18 protein-coding genes and 1 pseudogene are annotated in these 20,590 nt (G+C 39.7%); 14 read left to right on the forward strand and 5 right to left on the reverse strand.

Annotated elements, in window-relative coordinates:
* Window positions 1-37: 37 nt before the first annotated feature.
* Window positions 38-427 (reverse strand): nuclear transport factor 2 family protein, encoded by a 390-nt coding sequence (locus tag K6V48_RS03380; RefSeq protein WP_024389859.1) that lies wholly within the window; start codon window positions 425-427, stop codon window positions 38-40.
* 125 nt (window positions 428-552) lie between these two features.
* Between K6V48_RS03380 and K6V48_RS03385 the strand changes: the two genes are divergently transcribed.
* From K6V48_RS03385 to rpsD, 10 genes and pseudogenes are all read left to right on the forward strand, one after another.
* Window positions 553-879 carry a winged helix-turn-helix transcriptional regulator gene (locus K6V48_RS03385; RefSeq protein ID WP_014638837.1) on the forward strand — a complete coding sequence of 109 codons (327 nt, stop codon included), beginning with the start codon at window positions 553-555 and terminating at the stop codon, window positions 877-879.
* A 141-nt stretch (window positions 880-1,020) separates the two neighbouring features.
* The gene (locus tag K6V48_RS03390; protein ID WP_105136738.1) at window positions 1,021-1,473 is read left to right on the forward strand and encodes an NUDIX hydrolase; all 453 of its coding nucleotides are present in this window, start codon (window positions 1,021-1,023) and stop codon (window positions 1,471-1,473) included.
* A 16-nt stretch (window positions 1,474-1,489) separates the two neighbouring features.
* Window positions 1,490-1,921, forward strand: coding sequence for an NUDIX hydrolase (locus K6V48_RS03395; protein ID WP_222368004.1), 432 nt, complete (start codon window positions 1,490-1,492; stop codon window positions 1,919-1,921).
* The gene (locus K6V48_RS03400) at window positions 1,911-2,366 is read left to right on the forward strand and encodes an NUDIX hydrolase (RefSeq protein ID WP_222368007.1); all 456 of its coding nucleotides are present in this window, start codon (window positions 1,911-1,913) and stop codon (window positions 2,364-2,366) included. Before K6V48_RS03395 ends, K6V48_RS03400 begins: the two co-directional genes overlap by 11 nt.
* Before the next feature lie 2 nt (window positions 2,367-2,368).
* Window positions 2,369-4,285 carry a tRNA uridine-5-carboxymethylaminomethyl(34) synthesis enzyme MnmG gene (gene mnmG / locus K6V48_RS03405; RefSeq protein WP_024397259.1) on the forward strand — a complete coding sequence of 639 codons (1,917 nt, stop codon included), beginning with the start codon at window positions 2,369-2,371 and terminating at the stop codon, window positions 4,283-4,285.
* Between the two features lie 84 nt (window positions 4,286-4,369).
* Window positions 4,370-6,331 (forward strand): annotated as a pseudogene (locus K6V48_RS03410) (GGDEF domain-containing protein).
* Between the two features lie 11 nt (window positions 6,332-6,342).
* On the forward strand, window positions 6,343-6,795 hold the full coding sequence (gene rplI, locus K6V48_RS03415; protein WP_024397257.1) for a 50S ribosomal protein L9: 453 nt from the start codon (window positions 6,343-6,345) through the stop codon (window positions 6,793-6,795).
* 31 nt (window positions 6,796-6,826) lie between these two features.
* Window positions 6,827-8,182 carry a replicative DNA helicase gene (gene dnaB, locus K6V48_RS03420; RefSeq protein ID WP_024391328.1) on the forward strand — a complete coding sequence of 452 codons (1,356 nt, stop codon included), beginning with the start codon at window positions 6,827-6,829 and terminating at the stop codon, window positions 8,180-8,182.
* Between the two features lie 3 nt (window positions 8,183-8,185).
* Window positions 8,186-8,437: a Veg family protein gene (locus K6V48_RS03425; protein WP_024391327.1), complete on the forward strand. Its 252-nt coding sequence runs from the start codon at window positions 8,186-8,188 to the stop codon at window positions 8,435-8,437.
* A gap of 307 nt (window positions 8,438-8,744) precedes the next feature.
* Window positions 8,745-9,356 carry a 30S ribosomal protein S4 gene (gene rpsD / locus K6V48_RS03430; RefSeq protein WP_024391326.1) on the forward strand — a complete coding sequence of 204 codons (612 nt, stop codon included), beginning with the start codon at window positions 8,745-8,747 and terminating at the stop codon, window positions 9,354-9,356.
* Between the two features lie 253 nt (window positions 9,357-9,609).
* On the opposite strand, the gene K6V48_RS03435 is transcribed toward rpsD, so the two are convergent.
* The gene (locus K6V48_RS03435; protein WP_172085040.1) at window positions 9,610-9,753 is read right to left on the reverse strand and encodes a hypothetical protein; all 144 of its coding nucleotides are present in this window, start codon (window positions 9,751-9,753) and stop codon (window positions 9,610-9,612) included.
* A gap of 737 nt (window positions 9,754-10,490) precedes the next feature.
* Here K6V48_RS03435 and K6V48_RS03440 point away from each other — a divergent pair.
* The 3 genes from K6V48_RS03440 (at window position 10,491) to K6V48_RS03450 (ending at window position 14,045) form a co-directional block, all read left to right on the forward strand.
* A complete protein-coding gene (locus K6V48_RS03440; RefSeq protein WP_228381239.1) occupies window positions 10,491-10,937 on the forward strand; it encodes a DUF6568 family protein in 447 nt (148 codons plus the stop codon).
* 159 nt (window positions 10,938-11,096) lie between these two features.
* A complete protein-coding gene (locus K6V48_RS03445; RefSeq protein WP_024396313.1) occupies window positions 11,097-12,614 on the forward strand; it encodes a flavocytochrome c in 1,518 nt (505 codons plus the stop codon).
* An 84-nt stretch (window positions 12,615-12,698) separates the two neighbouring features.
* Window positions 12,699-14,045: a metallophosphoesterase gene (locus K6V48_RS03450; RefSeq protein WP_172025346.1), complete on the forward strand. Its 1,347-nt coding sequence runs from the start codon at window positions 12,699-12,701 to the stop codon at window positions 14,043-14,045.
* Window positions 14,046-14,083: 38 nt separating this feature from the next.
* Here the strand turns inward: K6V48_RS03450 and K6V48_RS03455 are convergent, their stop codons facing one another.
* Genes K6V48_RS03455 through K6V48_RS03465 form a run of 3 tightly spaced genes read right to left on the reverse strand, consistent with a single transcriptional unit; the run spans window position 14,084 to window position 17,343 of the window.
* Window positions 14,084-15,391, reverse strand: coding sequence for a sensor histidine kinase (locus tag K6V48_RS03455; RefSeq protein WP_222368010.1), 1,308 nt, complete (start codon window positions 15,389-15,391; stop codon window positions 14,084-14,086).
* Window positions 15,388-16,101, reverse strand: coding sequence for a LytR/AlgR family response regulator transcription factor (locus tag K6V48_RS03460; protein WP_172016973.1), 714 nt, complete (start codon window positions 16,099-16,101; stop codon window positions 15,388-15,390). The genes K6V48_RS03455 and K6V48_RS03460 overlap by 4 nt, the downstream gene beginning before the upstream one ends.
* Window positions 16,102-16,113: 12 nt before the next feature.
* Entirely contained in the window at window positions 16,114-17,343 is a 1,230-nt protein-coding gene (locus K6V48_RS03465; RefSeq protein WP_222368013.1) for a Fic family protein, read from the reverse strand.
* A gap of 241 nt (window positions 17,344-17,584) precedes the next feature.
* Between K6V48_RS03465 and K6V48_RS03470 the strand changes: the two genes are divergently transcribed.
* Complete coding sequence (locus tag K6V48_RS03470; protein WP_222368016.1) at window positions 17,585-20,557, forward strand: glycoside hydrolase family 3 protein; 2,973 nt, start codon at window positions 17,585-17,587, stop codon at window positions 20,555-20,557.
* Window positions 20,558-20,590: the final 33 nt, after the last annotated feature.

A 20,590-nucleotide genomic window follows, 5' to 3' on the forward strand; every position in this document is an offset into this window, starting at 1 on the left:
AATAAAAGCTTAGCACCCTCATGCTAAGCTTTTTATCTTATCCCCAGAAAGCATCTTCGGCTTTTTGGTCGGCTGAGAAGAGCCAAACTTCCTTGATTTTGCCATCTTCCATACGGAAAAGATCGATGCCATTCATGTTTAGTTCTTCACCATCTGTTCGAGTACCGAGGAATGTTACGTTAGCGGCAACAAGAGTATCATTATCGGATACCCAGTTTGTCACTACTTTGAAAGTTCCATTTGTTTTTTCGGCGAAAGTTGCTAGATGTGCTCCGAGTACTTCCTTACCAATTTTAGCACCAGATGTTGAATGATTTCCGGGTTGATGCCAGATAATGTCATTAGCCATTGTTTCAAAAAGAGCTGCAAAATCACCAGCGATGAGAGCATTGTTATAGGCATTAAAAATTTCCAAGTTTGTTGACATTTGATGTCCTCCATTTTTTTTGGTATAGTACAATTATAGATGAAGCATTCCATTATGCAAGTAGGTACTTTTGCATTCGTTAGTATCAAAAGTGATACTATTGTGATAAATAAAGGAGAATTTTTTTGAAAAAAGTTAGTGAATATGGTATTTGCCCTTTTGCAACAACACAAAAAGTCTTGACTGGTAAGTGGGGATTGGTGATTATCTACCAACTCAGTACAGGAACGAAACGCTTCAATGAATTACAGCGACTGATTCCAGGTATTACTCAAACCATGTTAACAAGGCACCTTAGACAATTGGAGGAGGATCGCATTATTAGTCGCACGGTCTATGCAGAAGTCCCCCCTCGTGTAGAGTATAGCTTGACTGAGATGGGCGAAAAATTTCGTTCGGTGCTGGATGCTGTTGAGGCTTGGGGTTTAGAATATATTGAAACGTTAGCGTAACACTAGATTTGAAATTCTACAAATCTTTTGATAGAATAAGAGTAACAATTATCATGATGGTCAAAGCTCATGGGAATTGTAGGCTTTTTTGTCCTGCAATTTTCGAGAGTTTTGGCTATTTTTTGCTATTGGGGAGAGAAGATGGATTTCAGAACGAGACACGACAATCAAATCTTCGGTGTTCGTGCGACGGGCTTGGTGGTACAAGATGAGAAGTTATATCTTGTTAAGTCACCTGAGGGGAAATACTACACCTTAGGTGGAGCTATTCAGCTTGGTGAAACGACGGAAGAGGCTGTCCTGCGGGAAATGCAAGAAGAAATCGGAATTGAGGTGGAACTTGGACCACTAGCATTTATCGTTGAAAATCAGTTCACCTTACAGGAGAAATCCTATCATCAGATTGAATTTCTCTATATAGTTACCCCGCTGTCTAATCCAGCTCCCAATCTGGAAGAAGGGAATTCTGTTCGCCAGTGTGAATGGGTTACTTTTGCGAACTTAGAGAAACTGGATCTCAATCCAGCCTTTCTTAAGACCGAGCTAGCCAAATGGGACGGACAACTAAAGCATTTTATGAACAAAGACAACTAAAGTAGCGGAGGAAACCATGCCTGTTAAATTGATTGCCCATGTCTTGCTGACTGTTGCAGACAGCCACTTGATTATTCAACGTTCGCAGATTAAGCGTGGCAAACCCAATGTTTTTCCTCAGTATTGGGATATTCCAGGCGGTCGCGTCGAGGAGAATGAATTGCCTCGTGATGCTGCTGTTCGAGAATGCTATGAAGAAACAGGCATTTCGATAGCCAAGGAAAATCTGACCATTATCCATGAAGATAGTCAGTTTGATGAAGAGAAAGAGGCGGTGTTTACGAGGCTGGTCTATGAAGTGACACTTCCTGAACAGCCCAAAACAATTCTTCTTGATCCAGAAGAGCATACTGATTTTCTATGGATTACTAGTAGTGATGAAAATAAGAAAAATTTAGTTCCATATCTAGAAGAAATTTTAGAAAAGAGAAGGAAGAATGGATTTTAGGACTAGAATTGACAATCAGATTTTTGGTGTTCGTGCCACTGCATTGATTATAAAAGATGGGAAAATATTTCTCACGAAGGACTCTAAGGGGCGTCATTATACCATTGGTGGTGCAATTGCAGTCAACGAAACGGCACAAGATGCGGTTGTTCGGGAAGTCAAAGAAGAATTAGGAGTTGACAGTTTTGTCAACCGGCTAGCCTTTGTCGTTGAAAATCAGTTTACACATGAAGGCATAGATTTTCACAATATCGAATTTCATTTTATCGTTGAGCCTATTGGAGAATTGCCCAAGGAGATGATTGAAGGGAAGTTGAAACAAACTTGTGAATGGATTGAATTTGACAAGCTTGTCAACCTAGATGTCTTACCAGCCTTTCTGGCTCAAGACTTGCCAAACTGGGATGGACAAGTTAAACATATCATGAATGTAAAGGAGAAATAAATATGACACACACATTTGCAGAAAACTATGATGTCATCGTAATTGGAGCGGGGCATGCTGGTGTAGAAGCGGGCTTGGCAGCCAGTCGGATGGGTTGTAAGACCTTGCTTGCGACCATTAACTTGGATATGGTGGCATTTATGCCCTGTAATCCATCTATTGGTGGCTCAGCCAAGGGGATTGTGGTACGGGAAATTGATGCCCTAGGTGGTGAAATGGGCCGAAACATTGACAAAACCTATATTCAGATGAAAATGCTCAATACTGGTAAGGGACCAGCTGTTCGTGCTTTACGGGCTCAGGCTGATAAGGCAGAATATGCAGCGGAAATGAAGCGGACGGTGGAACGTCAAGAAAATTTGACCCTGCGTCAAACCATGATTGATGAGATTTTGGTCGAAGACGGTAAGGTTGTAGGTGTTCGTACTGCTACTGATCAGAAATATTCAGCAACAGCAGTCGTGGTAACGACTGGTACAGCCCTACGTGGAGAAATCATCATTGGAGATCTCAAGTATTCGTCAGGGCCTAACAATAGCCTAGCTTCTATCACGCTTGCGGATAATCTGAAAGAATTGGGACTTGAAATTGGTCGTTTCAAGACAGGGACACCACCACGTGTGAATGCTCGTACTATAAACTACGAGGAGACAGAAATTCAACCTGGCGATGAAAAACCAAACCACTTTTCATTCTTGTCAAAGGATGAGGATTATTTACAAGACCAAATTCCTTGTTGGTTGACCTATACCAATGCGACCAGCCATGAGATTATCAACAGTAATCTTCACCGAGCACCCATGTTTTCAGGCATTGTCAAGGGGATTGGTCCCCGTTATTGTCCATCTATCGAGGACAAGATTGTACGTTTTGCCGACAAGGAACGCCACCAGCTTTTCCTAGAGCCAGAAGGTCGTCACACAGATGAAATTTATGTCCAAGGGTTGTCGACTAGTTTGCCTGAGGATGTTCAAAGAGAGTTGGTTCATTCAATCAAGGGATTGGAAAATGCTCAAATGATGCGAACAGGTTATGCAATTGAGTATGACATGGTTATGCCTCATCAGTTGCGCGCTACATTGGAAACCAAAAAGATTTCAGGCCTGTTTACAGCAGGACAAACAAACGGAACATCAGGCTACGAAGAGGCAGCAGGCCAAGGAATTATTGCTGGTATTAATGCGGCCCTCAAGGTACAGGATAAACCAGAATTGATTTTGAAACGAAGCGATGGCTATATTGGGGTCATGATTGATGACCTAGTGACTAAGGGAACTGTTGAGCCTTATCGTCTCTTGACCAGTCGGGCTGAATACCGCTTGATTTTGCGTCATGATAATGCAGATATGCGCTTGACAGAAATCGGTCGTCAGGTTGGATTGGTAGACGATGAACGCTGGCAGGTCTTCCAAATCCACAAAAATCAATTTGATAACGAAATGAAACGTTTAGAGTCTATCAAACTCAAGCCAGTCAAAGAAACCAACGAAAAAGTTGTTGCAATGGGCTTTAAACCTTTAACTGATGCACTGACTGCAAAGGAATTCATGCGTCGCCCTGATGTAACGTATGCTGATGTTGTTGCATTTATTGGCCCTGCGGCAGAGGACTTAGATGCAAAAACAATTGAGTTGATTGAAACGGAAGTCAAGTATGAGGGATACATTGCTAAGGCCATGGATCAAGTTGATAAGATGAAACGCATGGAAGAAAAACGAATTCCAGCAGATATAGACTGGGATGATATTGATTCGATTGCAACCGAGGCTCGTCAAAAATTTAAGCTGATTTCCCCAGAAACAATTGGACAGGCAAGTCGGATTTCAGGCGTCAATCCCGCAGATATTTCCATCCTAATGGTATATTTAGAAGGACGCAGTCGCTCTATTGCGAAAAATAAGAAGAAAGATAGCCTTTAGTGCTTATCTTTTTCTTTTAAGCAGGTGGTACCAAAACTAGAATTTTCTTGCATTTTATGGTAAAATGGCAGGCAGAGGTTAATGATGAAAAAGTTTCGTTTTTCGACAATTCATTTTGTCATGATAGGTGTGATATTATTTGGTTTGGTTGCAGTTCTCCATCGAATGTTTCCAATGGGCATCGTTACGGTTTTTGCACTCTTCTTAAGTCTCGTCTTACTCGTATCTTTATTTGTATACCAGAAGTATTCATATGAATTTAGTGAGTTGGAGCAGATTGAGTATTTAAATACTCAGGCAAATTCTGGATTAATGAAGCTGTTAGATAAAATGCCAATCGGTGTCATTAAAGTAAAAACTGACAGCAATCAGGTTGAATGGTTTAATCCATTTGCAGAACTAATATTTGCAAAAGAAAATGGGGAGTTTGATGAAAAAAAACTCCGAGAAATCATTGATGTGGGATTGGATGAAGAGCGGACCTATGCAAATTTTTCAGGCAAAAGGTACACTGTAAATGTTGACTTTGATCAAGGATTGTTCTATTTTTTTGATGCGTCCACAGAATACACAGCAACAAATAGCTTAATTGGTAGCAGACCGGTTATTGGCATTATTTCTGTTGACAACTATGATGAGTTAGAAAATTCAGTGACCGACTCACAGATTAGCCAAGTAAATTCATTCTTAGCTCAATTTGTTTCAGATTTTTGCCACGAGTACGGTATTTATTACCGCCGTGGAACGATGGACCGATTTTATTTCTTTACAGATTATGCAGTTCTAGAGAAATTGATTGAGAATAAATTCTCAGTTATTGATAAGTTCCGAGAAGAAGCAAAAAAATTGGAGTTGGGTTTGACTTTAAGTATGGGGATTGCTTTTGGTAATGAGAATCACCATCAAATAGGACAAGCAGCACTTCAAAATTTAAATATGGCTGAAGTTCGTGGTGGCGACCAAGTTGTTGTCAAGGAAAATGATGAAAGCAAGCAGCCGCTGTTCTTTGGAGGCGGTTCAGCTTCGTCAGTCAAACGAACACGAACACGGACACGGGCCATGATGACGGCTGTATCCGACAAACTGAAATCAGTTGATGCCGTTTTTGTTGTAGGACATCGTAATTTAGACATGGATGCACTCGGATCAGCAGTAGGGATGCAATATTTTGCACAAAATATTATGAATAATGCCTATACCGTGTATAATCCAGATGAAATGGCACCAGATATTGAACGTGCTGTGAAGAAATTGTCAGAAGAAAATTGCTCTAATTTAATCACGATTGATGAAGCACTAAAATTAGTCACTTATGAGTCCTTACTCATTATGGTAGACCATTCTAAGATTGGATTGACCTTGTCACAAAAACTATTTGAGAAGTTTAATCAATAGGTTGTTGTGGATCACCATCGTAGGGATACGGATTTTCCAGATAATGCGATTCTGACCTATATCGAAAGTGGAGCAAGCTCTGCAAGTGAGTTGGTAACGGAGCTCATTCAGTTCCAGAATGATAAACACCATAAGTTAAATAGACTTCAATCAAGCCTTTTGATGGCGGGTATTATGCTGGATACCAAGAATTTCACGTCACGCGTGACCAGTCGTACATTTGACGTAGCTAGTTATTTACGTACACGTGGCAGTGATAGTTTGGAAATTCAGCAAATTTCTGCGACAGACTTTGAAGAATATCGTCAGATTAATGAGTTAATTTTACGAGGGCAAAAAGTTGAACCACATGTGGTCATTGTTTGTGCTGATGAGACGAAAGACTATGACAATATAATCCCAAGTAAAGCAGCCAATACTATTTTAGATATGGCAGGGATTGAAGCAGTATTTGTACTCACAAAAAATATCAAAGGGTATGTGGCAATTTCTGCGAGAAGTCACAGCAAAGTCAATGTTCAACGGATTATGGAAGAAATGGGCGGAGGCGGTCACTTTAATTTAGCTGCCGCCCAAGTGTATGATCAAACGATAGAAGAGGTTTGTGAAGCTCTCACTACGATAATACGGGAAGAAATAAAAGACAGTTAAGGAGTTAGAAGATGAAAGTAATCTTTTTAGCAGATGTTAAAGGACAAGGAAAAAAGGGCGAAATCAAGGAAGTTCCAACGGGTTATGCTCAAAATTTCTTGATCAAAAAAAACTTGGCAAAAGAAGCTACAAATCAAGCAATTAGCGCACTTCGTGGCCAAGAAAAATCAAAAGAAAAAGCTCATGCGGAGATGATGGCAGAGGCTGAAAGTATTAAAGCTAAATTGGCTGAAGAAACGACCTTGGTGACCTTTGTTGAAAAAGTTGGCCCAGATGGGCGTACATTTGGTTCTATTACCAGCAAGAAAATTGCAGAAGAATTGGATAAACAATTTGGAATCAAGATTGACAAACGTCATATTCAATTAGATCACCCTATTCGTGCGATTGGTTTGATTGAAGTTCCTGTTAAAATTTATCAAGATGTAATAGGTCTTATTCAATTGAGCATCAAAGAAGCCTAGGACACTACTTAGCCAGTGAGGAGGTGAGGTCTTGGCAGAGTTAGAAGAATTACGAGTACAACCTCAGGATATTTTAGCGGAGCAGTCCGTTTTAGGTGCGATTTTTCTTGATGAAGGAAAGCTTGTTTTTGTCCGTGAGTATATTGAGGCGGAAGACTTTTTCAAACATGCCCACAAGTTAATTTTTAAAGCGATGATTGCCCTTTCTGACAGGAATGAGGCAATCGATGCGACAACCATGCGCAACTATCTTGTCAACCATGGTGATTTGGAAAATATTGGTGGCTTGGCTTATTTGGCGGAAGTCATCAGTTCTGTACCGACAGCAGCCAATGCGGAATTCTATGCCAAGATTGTTGCGGAGAAATCAAATCTTCGTAAGTTGATTGCCCGTTTGACGGATGCAGTCAATCAAGCCTATGAAGGAGCAGATGGCTCAGATGACATTATTGCTAATGCTGAAAAAGCTTTAATTGATGTCAGTGAGGGAGCAAGTCGGAGTGGCTTTAAGAGAATTGACGACGTTCTAAATATCAACTTTGATAACTTAGAAACACGCGCCAAACAGACATCCGATATTACAGGTATCGCGACTGGCTATCCTGCTCTTGATGCTATGACAACGGGCCTGCATGAGGAAGAGTTGATTATTCTTGCGGCTCGTCCTGCGGTTGGTAAAACGGCATTTGCTCTCAATATTGCACAAAATATTGGTACAAAACTGGGCTTGACAGTTGCCATCTTCTCTTTGGAGATGGGTGCAGAAAGCTTGGTTGACCGTATGCTCGCTTCTGAGGGAGTTATCAATTCGAGGGCTATTCGTACGGGGCATTTGACGCAGGAGGAATGGAATAAGTACATGGTGGCTCAAGCTAATTTGGCTCGAGCAAGTATCTATATTGATGATACACCAGGTATCAAGATTACCGAAATTCGCTCGCGTTCTCGTAAATTGGCGCAGGAGACTGGAAATTTGGGTTTGATTTTGATTGACTATCTCCAGTTAATTACAGGAACCGGTCGAGAAAACCGTCAACAAGAAGTTTCAGAGATTTCTCGACAATTGAAAATTCTAGCCAAGGAATTAAAAGTTCCAGTTATTGCTCTAAGCCAGTTATCACGTGGTGTGGAGCAACGTCAAGATAAACGTCCTGTCTTGTCTGATATCCGTGAGTCAGGGTCTATTGAGCAGGATGCGGATATCGTTGCCTTCTTGTATCGTGATGATTATTATGAACGTGGAGAGCAAGAAGATGGCGGCATTCCAAACAATACGGTTGAAGTTATCATAGAAAAAAACCGTTCCGGTGCGCGTGGCACTGTGGAACTAATGTTCCAAAAAGAATATAATAAATTTGCAAGTATTTCCAAGAGAGAGGATGGATAGAGAATGAGTGATGCATTTACAGATGTTGCCAAGATGAAGCAAATCAAGCAAGATATCAAAGAGCATGAGGGTCAAGTTGTTGAATTAACCCTTGAAAATGGTCGAAAGCGAGAAAAGAATAAACAAGGACGTATTGTAGAGGTTTATCAGTCTCTCTTTATCGTTGAATTTGAAGATCCCAACAATACCTTCGTAGAATCTTATACTTATTCAGACATTTTGACAGAAAAGATATTGATTCATTATTTGGATTAATCGCTATATAAGGCTTTACAGAGCCTTTTTTTTGTGCTATACTAATCTTTGTGCGAAATAACAGCAGGGCAAAATGAAGCTCGTCAACAGAAGGTCAGCAAGAAGAGTAATCGTTGCTGTTTCGATGAAGGCCTCCTGCACGAATCAGATTTGCTTAAAACGTTATTTCCTATAAACAAGTCTTTTTGTTTCCTTTTAGTACTAGGCAAGGAGGGGCAGGCTATACTGAGGTATGCCAAGCCGACTTAACGACGTAATAAAAGAGAAACGAAATGACGGAAATTTTTATTTTAGGAGGACATAACACATGTCACGTTATACAGGACCATCTTGGAAACAAGCTCGTCGTCTTGGCTTGTCATTGACAGGTACAGGTAAAGAATTGGCACGTCGTAACTACGTACCAGGTCAACACGGACCAAACAACCGTTCTAAATTGTCAGAATACGGTTTGCAATTGGCTGAAAAACAAAAATTGCGTTTCTCTTACGGTTTAGGTGAAAAACAATTCCGTAACTTGTTCGTACAAGCTACTAAAATCAAACAAGGTACAGTTGGTTTCAACTTCATGCTCCTTTTGGAACGTCGTTTGGACAACGTTGTTTACCGTCTTGGTTTGGCAACTACTCGTCGTCAAGCTCGTCAATTTGTAAACCACGGTCATATCCTTGTTGATGGTAAACGTGTTGATATCCCATCATTCCGCGTTGAAGTTGGTCAAGTAATCTCAGTTCGTGAAAAATCATTGAACGTTCCAGCTATCCGCGAAGCAGTTGAAGCAACTCTTGGTCGTCCAGCTTTCGTATCATTCGATGCTGACAAACTTGAAGGTTCATTAACTCGCTTGCCAGAACGCGATGAAATCAACCCAGAAATCAACGAAGCCCTTGTCGTAGAATTCTACAACAAAATGCTTTAATTTTAAGAAATATCTTACAGAAAGCCTACAACAGTGGGCTTTTTGCTTTCTCTTAAAACGTTGATTTCTGGGTTTGCTTACCTTTTTGCTCTCCCTAGAGAGGGGGGAGTGCTGTTTCGTAAAACGAGACGGAGTTTTCCCTTCTCCAATAGATTAATTGTTCGTATTAAATATCCTGGCCGGACTGACATAGCCAAGTCTATATTGTAGGTCTTTGGTATCCAGGTCCACATAATGTCCCAAAGCTAAGAGTTTATTCACTCACTCGGATGAATGCATGGGTTTTCCCTATCCGCCTCACTTTTTTGTCAATGGCACCAATTAGAGAGCGAATGTAGTCCGCCTCAGATACATCTTTGTATTGATGAATCAGACCAGACACATATTCTACTTCCATTATTTCATTTTCCCACCCAATCGACTTGACCATCCTGGCTTTTACATTTCTACGCAGCACTTTATTTCCTCTCTTAATCGAAAATGCTCCTTATAATCTATACGAATACGTTGAGAACTCCCCACAGTATAGGCTGAAGGAATTGAGTCAATTTCTACTCAATAAGTAGTTGTTGGTAGCTATGAAGCTATTATATCATAGCGAAAAGCAGGGAGCGTTTCAAAAGCAACGAATATGTTAGAAAAGTGTGTGTTGAATAAAAGAGTTAATACTCAATGAAAACCAAAATCCGACTTACTCCAAAGGTTCGGGGAACCTTTGGAGGTTGGAAATAAGGCGAACAAAGTTCGCTACAAAAAGATTCGGGGAACCTTTGTAGGTTGGCAATAGGCGAACGTAGTTCGTTTCGCTCTGATGGAGATAGAACTCTGTTCGTTTTATCTTTCAAGGGAACAGGCTGTCAAGCTCCACTGGAGCTTGACACTCATCAAATCAAGTCGACAACATCTGATTTTGATTTTCGCAGAGTATAAATGGATGTTTGTAGGGAAAACTGCCGATCCTCTAGCTCATTGGATGAGATATTTTTTGCATTACCTTACTACAAGTCTACGATAGAGGATTTTTACTTAATTTTGATATAATTAACTTATTAGTAGGGTTTTCGAATTGTATTTCCTATTACCACCGTGTGGCTAAAAAATAGGATGTACAATCAATTGATTAGGAGATTTATCGTGCGTAAATATATTGTTTTGCTTTTACTTAGTATTGTTGGAATTGGGGCATCCGTATTTCTTGTCCGACAATCCACTAGTTCAACAGAATCGGAATACCGTCAGGCAGTGAAAACGTATCAGACTATTTCCATTAGTGAACTGGAAGAAAAATTGGATCGGCAAGATGATTTTATTCTGTATATTGGGAGGGAAACGTGTCCTTATTGTAGAGCATTTGTGCCTAAACTGACCCAAGCTGTTGAAGAGACGGGGAAGACAGTTTTCTACCTTGATAGTGAGAACGATCCAGATGGGAAGATTGATTTATTTCGTCAGGCAAGCGGTTTGAAGACAGTACCCAGTCTAACCTATTTTAAATCAGGAAAATTGAATGGCTTGTTAAGAAAAGGAAGTCAGGCTTCCCAAGATGAGATAAAGCAATTCCTGCAGTTGCTAACTGAATAAACTAAATAAAATTGCACAATTTTTCGAGTAAATTATGCAATTTTTTCATACATTTTTTTGTTTACAACTATAAACATTGTGAAAATTATTTCAAATAAGATTGAAAAATATTTCACAATCTAGTATAATAGTTGTATCAGATAAAATTGGAGGTTTATCATGAAAAAGAAAACGTTGTTAGGCTTGTTTATGAGTCTACTTGCTGTAGTATTTTTGGTTGCATGTGGAGGTAAAACTGAAAATACTACCACATCATCATCGTCAACAAGCTCTTCTTCATCAGAAGAAGCTGTATCAGGTGCATCTGAGAAAGTTTATACTGATCCATCTGAGTTGAAAGATAGCTATGATGTTATAGTCGTTGGTTCAGGTGGTGCTGGGATGTCTGCTGCTATATCAGCTAAAGATGCTGGCGCTAGTGTTGTTTTATTGGAAAAAATGCCTGTAATTGGTGGGAATACAGCTAAATCATCAGCTGGTATGAACGCTTCACAAACTAAATTCCAAGAAGCGGAAGGTATTGCTGATACCAATGATAAATTCTATGAAGAAACCCTTAAAGGTGGTAAGGGTACAAACGATCCTGAATTACTACGTTACCTTGTAGATCATTCTGCTAGTGCAATTGACTGGTTGGACGGAATGGGAATTACTCTTAGCAACCTTACTACAACTGGTGGTATGAGTGAGAAACGTACCCACCGCCCAGCAGATGGTTCAGCTGTTGGTGGCTACTTAGTAAATGGTCTTTACCATAATCTTGTTGAACGTGAAGTACCAATTTTTGTAAATGCAGATGTGACAAAACTGCAAGACAAAGATGGTGCCGTAACAGGTGTTGAGGTAGAAATTGCTGGAGAAACGAAGAAAATTTCAGCAAAAGCTGTTGTGTTGGCTACGGGTGGTTTTGGAGCAGACTTGGAAATGGTTGCAAAATTCAATCCTGCCCTTGAAGGCTATGTAACAACTAACCAACCTGGTTCAACAGGTGACGGTATTGCGCTTGCTGAATCAGAAGGTGCAGCAACTGTTGATATGGAACAAATCCAAATTCACCCAACCGTAGAGCAAGAAACCTCTTACTTGATTACAGAAGCAGTTCGTGGTGAAGGTGCTATCCTTGTCAATTCTAAAGGGGAGCGCTTTGTTAATGAGTTGGAAACTCGTGATAAAGTTTCAGCAGCGATTAATGCTTTAGATCCTAACTACGCTTATGTTATCTTTGATGATGCCTTGAAAGATCGTGTGAAAGCTATTGCTCAATACGAAGAAAAAGGTCTTGTAAAAACAGGTGCTACTCTTACAGATTTGGCTAAAGAAATTGGTGTATCTGCGGAAACACTTCAAACAACACTTGATACTTGGAACAAGGCTGTAGCGGATAAAAATGATACGGCATTTGGTCGTACATCTGGTATGGATCATGCTTTGGATACAGGTTCTTATCATGCGATTAAGGTTGCTCCAGGTATCCACCATACGATGGGTGGTGTGAAAATCAATACCAATACTCAAGTATTGAAGACAGATGGTTCAGCAATCTCTGGTCTTTATGCTGCTGGCGAAGTAACTGGTGGTGTTCATGGTCAAAACCGTATTGGTGGTAATGCTGTAGCAGACATCATCGTATTTGGTCGTCAGGCTGGTGAACAAGCAGCAGGATTTGCAAAAAAATAATAAATGACTAAAGGAGTTAGACAGATTAATTGTCAAACTCCTTTTTCTTGTCGCTCTTTCTTTAAGATGGTATACTTTTAGGGTATGAAGAAGAAAATAATATTACTAGTAGGAACCTTAATTTGTTTGATGGTAGTCTGGTCAGTTATGACCGGTCAGCGTCAGCAATCCTATGCCAAGGCTGAATTAACAGACCAAGATAAAATTTGGATCATCACTGATTTGCATTATTTATCACAAGATTTATTTGATGATGGAGAGGCTTTTTCCTATATAGAAAAAACTGCTGCTGGCAAGGATTTGCGCTATGGAAAAGAGCGGATGGAGGCCCTGGTTGAACAAGTAGAGCGTGAGCATCCTTCTTTACTACTAGTTAGTGGAGATTTGTCTCTCAACGGTGAAAAACAGAGCATGGTTGAGTTGACGCAATATTTTACACAGATTGAAGAAAAAGGAACGGAGGTTTTGGTCATTCCTGGCAACCATGATATTGCCAGTGGATGGGCTAGAGCCTTTAAGGGAAATCAGCAGGAAGTGACGGCTCAAGTTACCGCTCAGCAATTTGAAGATCTCTTTGCTGATCACGGCTACCAACAAGCCAGCAGCCGTGATCAAGCCTCATTGAGCTATCTGGCCAAGCCATTTTCCAATGCATGGTTTCTGATGATAGATAGCAACATCTACGCTAGTGGGCAAGGAGATGGCGCACCGACTACTAATGGACGTACCAAAAAAGAGACCTTGGATTGGATAGAAGTACAGCTTCAGGCTGCCAAGGAAGCTGGAGTGAGCCTGATACCTGTTGTCCATCACAATGTCTTGCAACAGCATGCTATGCTCTCAAAAGGCTATACTTTGGATAATGCTGTCGATTTGAAGCCTTTGTTCAATCAATATGGCATTCAATTTGGTTTTTCGGGACACACTCATTCTCAGAATATTGTTGAAGAAGACTTGGGGCAAGTCAGCTATACTGAAGTGGTCAATGGTGCATTTTCTATTTACCCATCTATTATCGGCCAATTGAGCCTTGATGATACAAGCATTCGCTATCAAAAAACTCAACTTGATATGGCTTCGTGGGCAGAAAAGCACCAGCCTAGTGATCCGAATTTGCAGGATCACATAAGCTACTTACAAACCGTCTTTGACAGTACCAGTGATATTATGGTGCACAATGCTTTGAACGATGAACATTGGTATGATGGCGAGACAGCGGATGCTATTTCACAATTTATCATGCCAGCCAATCGTGCTTATTTTTCAGGAGAAAAGTTGGATCAGACTTGGCTTGATGAGACAGTATTTCCAAGCCAAGCCTATCAGACCTTGCAAGTAGTGTCACCAAGAAGTTTCTTAGCTAACTATCTTGATGTGATTATAAAACGGAGTCAAAATCGAGATGTAGAGCAAGTGACGGTTTCTAAATGACGAATAGAAAGAAAATCCCGCCTTTAAACGGGATTTTTCTATGCTGGTAAGGGGAGAATGATTTTTAGTTGCACCCAATTATCTTCCTTGCTAAGTGTGAGACTGCCACCGTATTTATTGGCAACATACTCCATACTCTTAAGACCGAATCCATGGTAGTCCTTATTTGTTTTTGAAGTTTCAGGGAGGTGTCCTGTGGATAAGTCTAGTGAAGATGTATCGTAGTTGTCTAATCGAATGATGAGAAATTGCTGATGGCTGGCAACCTTTAAAGTAATCAAGCGCTGTTCAGGGTTATCTATTTTTTCAACAGCCTCGATGGCATTGTCAATGGCATTTCCAAACAGAGCTGAAATATCCATTACATCCATAAAATGAAGGGGCTCTCCCTGAACAATACAGGTAAAGTTAATACCATTTTGCAAACAGTAATAATTTTTTTGGCTGAGAATGGTATCTAGAACGGGATTTCCTGTTTCAATCTTGGCATCAAGTGTCTGGATCACCTCGCTCATTTCCTCTAGGTATTGTTCCTTTTTGGTTTTATCCGATTCTTGCTGAATGATGGTCAGTTGATGCTTTAAATCATGGACCTTACGGTCAAGAATTTCACTGTTTTCACGATAGGCTTGGTATTGCTTGTATTGAAGTTGAAACATATTATTGATAGAAGTCAACTCCTGCCGTAAATAGCGATCGTATTGTTGAGATTCTTGGGTGAATAGGAGCAGAAGACCAGAGAGATTGACGGTTGTCCGAAGGATGAAAATGCTGGTCGAGTCTTGAAATTGGCGCGTGCCTGAGAGGATGAAACCAATATTACTAAGAACAAAGATAGATAAGGTTGTAAAGACAGCTACCGTCACATCTCGCTGCTCAATGAATTTATCCAATTCTTCTAAGTGAACTTTTTTATCTTGTAGATAGATGAGCCAGTAAGAAAGTAGAGAAGTTATCAACAGAAATAACCCCTGTGTCCACAAGTTATCCACAGGTTGTTGATAAATCGTCAAACAGTAGAGATGCCAAGTAATGGAGGCTACTAACTCGGCAATAATAAAGGCTTTTGCTGTCAAATAGAGACTAGTTCTCTTGTGGAAAACTCCAAGCAATCGAATGGAAACAAACATCCAAGCGATATTGATGCCCATTCCCACAGTCCAAAAAAACAAAGGGAGTTTGCCAGCCACAAGTTGAAGTAAGATTTGTATGAGGAAAATCAGGAGGATACGGAACTGTTTGCGTGACCATTTTTCAGACAAAACAAGTGAGGAACAGACCAGTAGGCAGGCCAAGCTTTCTGTTAGAGCAGTATAGAAACGTGGAATATCAGGGAAGTTGATCATAGTAGGCTATCTCCGATGAAGTTGGTTAGAGCAGTCATAAATTCTTTTTTCCTTGGGCGGCTAATCGGCAAGGCTGTATTTGTGACGTAAACAAGGTTACCTTCCACTTTTTGAACATGGGACAAATTGATGATATAGGCCGAGTGGGCTCGTACAAACAATTTACTGTCTAACATGGCTTCGAGATTCTTGAGACTATTATTGGTAATCGTTAGGCCACCGCCAACTGTGTAGATGTGAACCTGATGTCCTTGACTTTCTAGATAAACAATATCTTCTTGATAGAGTTTTACAGTGGATTGCTTGCTTTTTATATACAAACTTTGTTTCTCTTGGCTATCGGGTAATTTTCTAAGAATTTTTTTAAAATGTTCCTCAAAGACGAAGGAGCTCAGTGGTTTGAGAAGAAAATCAATGGCCTCAACAGAATAGCCCTGAATAGCGACATGGGAATGATTGGTCACAAAAACGATGAGAACATCTTTATCCACAGACCGAATCTTTTGAGCGGTGGTCATCCCGTCCATAATCTCCATCTCGACATCTAGGTAAATCAGATCAAATTGTTTTTGATAGTCACTAGTGATATGGAGACCGTCATTAAAACAGCTGATTTCCACTACAATCCCAGCTTTTTGGCAGTAGGTTTTGATGTAGTTGGACAATCTCTCTTGCTCGATTTTTTGATCTTCTACAATCGCGATTTTCATGTGTTATATTCCTTAAAATTCAATGGAAACCAAACGATGTATGCTTGGTTTGAGTGACAATTGTTGAATGATTCCTAATTCTCTAAGAGAAATAATAGCATCTTGTATTTTCTTTTTAGAAAAATCAGGCCGAAGCATTTGAATGATTTCTTTATCTTTTAACCCTTCTTTTGGATTGTTTACAAAAATGGTGGATTGTAATAAGAGAAAGAGAACCTGTTTTTGCAAAGCAGTATATTCCCTCTTAATTTCCAAGGCACTCCATGCTTGTTCAAGTAGACCATGCTTCTCTTCGAGTATTTGGATAATATCTCGTTGGCCTTCCTCAATAATTTCAAGTAAGAATTTCACAAAAAAAGTCGCTTCTGCAAAGTTATCCACATGACCCGTCGTTGAGAATGCCTTGTAATATTTAGAGCGCTGTTCAAAGATTTTTTGAGAAACGACCAATCCAGTAAAGATATCCAGCTTGCGTGCTAGGTAGCGTGATAAGATATATCTGCCAGTTCGACCATTTCCATCATAAAAGGGATGAATATTTTCAAAGAAATAATGGGCAACAGTAGCTTTGATAAGGAAGGGGATGCTCCTGTCGTTGATAAATTGAATCCAACTTTGCAACATGAGTGTAATTTGCATTTCATTAGAAGGAGCGATATGTTCAATTTTTCCAGTTTGATGATCGACAATACTGACGGGTTGATTTCGGAATAGTTCTCCATCAAGTTGATCCTCTTCGCTGACTTCTCCGTCAGTCAGTTGGTCATAAATCTGCCGAATGATAGTGAGAGAGTCAATTTGAAGAAAGTCATTTTCTGTAATATCATGGTACATTCTGACAGTAGAAAGAAGGCGTGTTTTTTGTGCTTGTTCTTGTTTTAGCGCCTGAAAAGCGTCGGAAACTTCTTTTCGTGTCGTTTTGATTCCTTCGATTTCGTTGGTATTGATGACAGCATTATATAATTGTTCAGTGTAAAAGTGTTGATGAGCAACTGCTGGTAGTAGCGATGCAATGTCACGAATTTCTACAGAATTTTCATTGATTTTTTGGCTTAGTAATTGAATATCCAGCAGAGGTACAACGAAAAGAGGATATTGCTTTGTTTGGAACCGTCCTCTTTTCATAAGGTAGGGATAAAGTTCGGTTCGAATGGTTCCAATACTATTTAGTCGTCGCGGATATTCGATTTCTACTTGATCATATTGTTGAAATTTTATAATTTTTAACTCTTTATAGTCCATTTAGAAACCTCTATTGTTTAAAAAGTGCTATTTTTGAACAATAGTATCATTTTATTTTGAAATATTCAATAAAAATCCAATTTTTTGTGATATATAAATACTAGAAATACTAAAAGTACAAATTATGAAGGTTAAATGACAGATTATGAAGAAAGGGTTTTCATTAAGTATGTTAATTGATATAGTGGACTCAAGAAAAAGAAAAGGCTTACATGAAAGCCGAAATATTTAGGAGGACAATATGAAGAACCTTAGAAGAACCCTATCTGCTTTAGGGATTGTTTTGCTAGGGGGTACAGCTATTGGTACAGCTGTTGCCAATGTCTATGCTTTGAAATATACACCAATAATAAATACATATTTAGGGCATACAGATTATAAAATTGAGGATAAGGGATCAGAAGGGGATACAACTTATTTTGATAGAATGTATTCTGATGAAGTGAGTCGCTTAGCAGCAGATTCTGCAGCCGGTAAAGAAGCTGCTGGAGAAGGTATCGTACTGTTGAAGAATAACTCTGAATTACCTCTTCAATCAGGTAGCAAAGTTACTCTTTTAGGTGTTACTAGTGCGAATATTTTATATGGTGGAGGAGGTTCTGGAGCTGTAGACACTTCGACAGTTCCAACAATGAAGACAGCCTTGGAAGCCAGTGGTTTTGAGGTTAACCCACAAATGTGGGATTTCTATACAACTGGAGCTGCAAAAGACATCAAAATGGATGTTCCTGATATTGCAGGAACAGGTCGTTATGTTATCCATGAAGCTAGTATGGATTTATTAACAGACAAAGAAAAAAATAGTTTTAGTTCATATAATGATGCAGCCATTGTTTCAATTTCGCGGTCAGGAGGTGAGTCATCAGATTTACCGAAGGAGTATGACGAGAGTTATTTAGAAACATTGGATGTTAAAGGTTATGCAGGCGATTTTCACTCAGATCCTGTGGATTCTCCTGAAGATATTGGACGCCACTATCTAGAATTGACTTCTAATGAAGAGAAGCTTATTAAGTACGCTAAAGAAAACTTTGATAAGGTAGTCTTGGTCATCAACTCAGCAAACCCTATTGATTTAGGATTCATAGAAGATGAGGAATATGGGGTTGATGCGGCATTGTGGATTGGAAACCCTGGTCAAGACGGTCTATATGCTTTGGCAGATATTTTGAATGGGACAATCAATCCTTCTGGTAAATTGGTAGATACTTATGCTTATGACCAGACGGGTTCACCAGCTTTTGTTAACTTTGGTTTGAATTCTGTCGAAAGTGATGACCCTCGTGGAACCAACTATGTTGTCTATCAAGAAGGCATCTATGTTGGCTATAAATACTATGAGACACGCTATGAAGATAGTGTTCTTAATCAAGGAAATGCAACAGCCAATGTTGGTGTGACTGTAGAGAATGCGACGAAGTGGAGCTATGAGGATGAGGTACAGTTTCCGTTTGGATATGGCCTTTCTTATACTTCATTCTCGCATGAGTTAGTAAAACACAGCAGTGATGAAAACAGCTATAAATTTGATGTAAAAGTTACGAACTCGGGTGATGAAGCTGGTAAGGAAGTTGTTCAGTTATATATGCAATCACCATATACAGAATATGATAAAACAGCAGGTATCGAAAAATCTTCAGTACAACTTGTTGGTTTTGTCAAAACTGAAGAACTTGCACCAGGTGAGAGTGGTGAGTACACAATTACAGTAGATAAAGAAAATCTGAAAACTTATGATACAACCGCGAATGGTGGTGAAGGTGGTTATATTGTAGAAGAAGGAAACTACTACTTTGCTATTGCGACGGACGCTCATAGTGCTGTCAACCATATTCTAGAGAAAAAAGGGATTACAAATTTACCTGAAGAAGCTGATAGTGCTTTGGTTGTAGAAGAAAAAGTTTCTTCAAGCGAGAAATTTGCTGTTTCTACAGCGACAGGTGAGACAATAACTAACCAATTTACTGATACAGATATGTCAACCTATGATGAGAATTTTACTTATTTATCACGTAGCGATTGGCAGGCTACTTACCCTCAACTGTATCAACTAGAATTGACAGAAGATATTGCAACAGGACTAGAGATTCCTACTGGAACGGATAATCCTGATGCGACCATGCCTCAAACAGGTGTTGATAATGGTTTGACATTAGCGATGATGAGAGAGGTCGATTTTGATGATCCACTTTGGGATACCTTCTTAGACCAATTAAGTGCAGAAGAGATGTATAATTTAGTTCGTATTGGTGGGTATCAGACACAAGCAATTTCTTCTGTGGGAGTTCCAGCAACAGTCCATGTCGACGGACCAGCTTATGTCGGAGTAGCTGGGCTGACTGGTGTAACAACAAAAGAAAAGACATACGCTTGGAGTTCAGAAATTCTTCTAGCTTCAACTTGGAATACAGATATACTTTATAACATGGGACAACTGATCGGTGAAGATGCATTAGCACAAAAAGAATTAAACTTTGCTGGTTGGTATGCACCTGCTATGAATATCCACCGTACCGCTTTTTCAGGTCGAAATTTTGAATATTATTCAGAAGATAGTTTCCTATCTGGACAAATGGGGGCAGCAACAACAAAAGGTGCAACTGAAAAAGGTCTTATTACCTTTATTAAACACTTTGTATTGAACGATCAAGAAACTCGACGTGCAGCATTATTGACATTTGCAAATGAACAAGCTATTCGTGAAGTCTACTTGGCTCCTTTTGAAGAAAGTGTAGTTGAGGGTGGAGCCTTAGGGATTATGGCAGGTATGAACAGAGTCGGTATAGCTTGGGCAGGCAATCATACTGGATTGATGACCAATGTGGTACGAAACGAATGGGGATTTGATGGAATTGTTGTAACTGACCAAGCCTCCTTCCCAGAAGCCTTTCCATTTATGGCTATTCGAGGTGGATTAGAGGCAGGTACAGATCTTTATCTAAATACAGGAACAGATAATTGGCAAATTGAGGATTATCAAAATAATCCAACAGTGATGACACAATTGCGAACAGCTTCAAAGCATATTCTTTATGCAGTTTCTAGGAGTTTAGCAATGAACGGTCTATCATCAACTTCTGTTGTGAAAAAAGTATTACCATTATGGCAGATTTGGATGTACTCAGCTGATGTTGTTATTGCAATTATTGTTGGTGGTGGTATCTATTTCTTGGGTCGTAATTTTAAGAAAAAAGAAGGAAAAAACGTAGCATAACAAGGGGGGCTTCCCCTTGTCTTGCATAGGAGA

The sequence above is a fragment of the Streptococcus suis genome, from assembly GCF_019794555.1.
GTDB classification, from domain to species: domain Bacteria; phylum Bacillota; class Bacilli; order Lactobacillales; family Streptococcaceae; genus Streptococcus; species Streptococcus suis_AB.

Excerpts from the sequence above, each read along its gene's own strand:
- K6V48_RS03380 (WP_024389859.1), bottom strand. The coding sequence starts at position 427 with ATGTCAACAAACTTGGAAATTTTTAATGCCTATAACAATGCTCTCATC.
- K6V48_RS03390 (WP_105136738.1), top strand. The coding sequence starts at position 1,021 with ATGGATTTCAGAACGAGACACGACAATCAAATCTTCGGTGTTCGTGCG.
- K6V48_RS03395 (WP_222368004.1), top strand. The coding sequence starts at position 1,490 with ATGCCTGTTAAATTGATTGCCCATGTCTTGCTGACTGTTGCAGACAGC.
- K6V48_RS03400 (WP_222368007.1), top strand. The coding sequence starts at position 1,911 with ATGGATTTTAGGACTAGAATTGACAATCAGATTTTTGGTGTTCGTGCC.
- mnmG (WP_024397259.1), top strand. The coding sequence starts at position 2,369 with ATGACACACACATTTGCAGAAAACTATGATGTCATCGTAATTGGAGCG.
- rplI (WP_024397257.1), top strand. The coding sequence starts at position 6,343 with ATGAAAGTAATCTTTTTAGCAGATGTTAAAGGACAAGGAAAAAAGGGC.
- K6V48_RS03425 (WP_024391327.1), top strand. The coding sequence starts at position 8,186 with ATGAGTGATGCATTTACAGATGTTGCCAAGATGAAGCAAATCAAGCAA.
- rpsD (WP_024391326.1), top strand. The coding sequence starts at position 8,745 with ATGTCACGTTATACAGGACCATCTTGGAAACAAGCTCGTCGTCTTGGC.
- K6V48_RS03435 (WP_172085040.1), bottom strand. The coding sequence starts at position 9,753 with ATGGAAGTAGAATATGTGTCTGGTCTGATTCATCAATACAAAGATGTA.
- K6V48_RS03445 (WP_024396313.1), top strand. The coding sequence starts at position 11,097 with ATGAAAAAGAAAACGTTGTTAGGCTTGTTTATGAGTCTACTTGCTGTA.
- K6V48_RS03450 (WP_172025346.1), top strand. The coding sequence starts at position 12,699 with ATGAAGAAGAAAATAATATTACTAGTAGGAACCTTAATTTGTTTGATG.
- K6V48_RS03455 (WP_222368010.1), bottom strand. The coding sequence starts at position 15,391 with ATGATCAACTTCCCTGATATTCCACGTTTCTATACTGCTCTAACAGAA.
- K6V48_RS03460 (WP_172016973.1), bottom strand. The coding sequence starts at position 16,101 with ATGAAAATCGCGATTGTAGAAGATCAAAAAATCGAGCAAGAGAGATTG.
- K6V48_RS03465 (WP_222368013.1), bottom strand. The coding sequence starts at position 17,343 with ATGGACTATAAAGAGTTAAAAATTATAAAATTTCAACAATATGATCAA.
- K6V48_RS03470 (WP_222368016.1), top strand. The coding sequence starts at position 17,585 with ATGAAGAACCTTAGAAGAACCCTATCTGCTTTAGGGATTGTTTTGCTA.